General features: G+C 71.6%; 2 protein-coding genes. One reads left to right on the top strand and one right to left on the bottom strand.

The genetic code is table 11. The annotated features are described in order from the left end of the window. Positions 1-1,230, bottom strand: a 1,230-nt coding sequence (locus H5J29_RS31975) for an acyl-CoA dehydrogenase family protein (RefSeq protein WP_181784648.1), incomplete at its 3' end; no start/stop codon positions are given. Positions 1,231-1,385: 155 nt separating this feature from the next. Between H5J29_RS31975 and H5J29_RS31980 the strand changes: the two genes are divergently transcribed. After that, the coding region (locus H5J29_RS31980) for an acyl-CoA dehydrogenase family protein (RefSeq protein WP_181784649.1) at positions 1,386-1,614 on the top strand (229 nt) is incomplete at its 3' end.

Genomic DNA, 1,614 nt, shown 5'->3' on the forward strand with positions numbered 1-1,614 from the left:
GCAACCAGCTCGTGGGCATCTTCGGCTACGAGCAGGACCAGGTCCGGGTGATCGGCGGGGCAGGCCGAAGCCGCGCTCGGCGATCTGGGTGCGGAGGATCTCGTTCGCCCCGCCGGCGATCGTGTAGGCGCGGGCGTACAGGTAGGCGTCCTGCCACCAGCCGCCGCGGCGCACCGCGGGATCGGCCTCGGTGAGGATCCCCTCGGCGCCTTGGAGGTCCACCCCGAACTCCACGAGGTCGTGGTTGAGCTCGGAGAAGAAGATCTTGCCGATGGGCGCGTCGGCGGGCTGCTCGGTGCCGGCGAGCATCCGCGACTGGGCCATGTTGACCATCGCCGCGTTCACGTGGACCCGTGTGGCCAGCTCCCCGATCCGCTGCCGCGCGGCGCTGTCCTCCAGGGCCGGTCCGCCGCCCGCGGTGGTCTCCTCGGCCAGGCCCAGCAGGTCGTCGAGCACCGCGAAGAGCTCGACGCCGTGCGCCGCGACACCGGACCGCTCGCGGCCCAGGCTGCTCATCGCGACCTTCCAGCCCTGGTTCACCTCGCCGACGACGTTCGCGGCGGGGATCCGGACACCGTCGAGGAACACCTCGTTGAAGTCCGTGGTCCCGGTGATCTCCCGCAGCGGCCGGACGTCGATGCCGGGGGTGCGCATGTCCAGCGCGAACGCGGTGATCCCCTTGTGCTTCGGGGCCGCCGGGTCGGTGCGCGCCAACAGGTAGCCCATGTCGGCGTGCTGCCCGTTGGTGGTCCAGACCTTCTGGCCGTCGACCACCCACTCCTCGCCCTCGAGCCGCGCCCGGGTGGAGAGGTTGGCCAGGTCGCTGCCCGCCCCGGGCTCGCTGAACAGCTGGCACCAGATGTCCTCGGCGCGGCGGATCCGCGGCAGGAACCGTGCGCGCTGCTCCTCCGTGCCGAAGTCGATGACCGCGGCCGAGGCCAGCGCCGCGGCACCGATGGGTTGCCACGTCCGAGCCCGGGTGATCTCCTCGACGACGATGTGCGACTCGAGGGGGTGGGCGTCGGGTCGGCCGCCGTACTCCGCCGGCCAGTCGATGCCGAGGAACCCGGCCCCGAAGAGCTCCGCGGTCCAGCGCCGGATCCCCGGGATCGCCTCGGGCTCGGGGGCGCGAACTCCCGCGTGGGTCTTCGGCCCCGGGGCGTGTTCCGCGACGAAGGCGCGCACCTTCTTGCGGAACGCCTCCAGCTCCGGTGGGGACTCCAGCCGCATCGTTGCGCTCCACTGCCTCGACTCCGCACGGTGGCTCCGTGATGGGGCTACTCTAACCGCTGCACCTCGGGCCTGGCGAGAACAACTCTCGACCCAGATCCGAAAAGAGGATACTTTCTTCGGGGTAGATGACCGAACCAGTCGGGTGGTGAGTGGTGGACTTCGAGCTCAGTGACGAGCAGGCCATGCTGCGGGAGGCCTCGCGGGACCTCCTCGGGGACCGTTCGTCCACCGCGCAGGTCCGCAGCGTGCTCGACGAGGGGTCGGACACCGACCCGGACCTGTGGCGGCTCGGCTCCGAGCTCGGCTGGCCCGGTCTCGCCCTCCCCGAGGAGTACGGCGGTTCCGGCCAGGGGCTCGTCGAGCTGGCCCTGGTCGCCGAGG

The sequence above is a fragment of the Pseudonocardia pini genome (genome assembly GCF_013870575.1).
Classification (GTDB): Bacteria; Actinomycetota; Actinomycetes; order Mycobacteriales; family Pseudonocardiaceae; genus Pseudonocardia; species Pseudonocardia pini.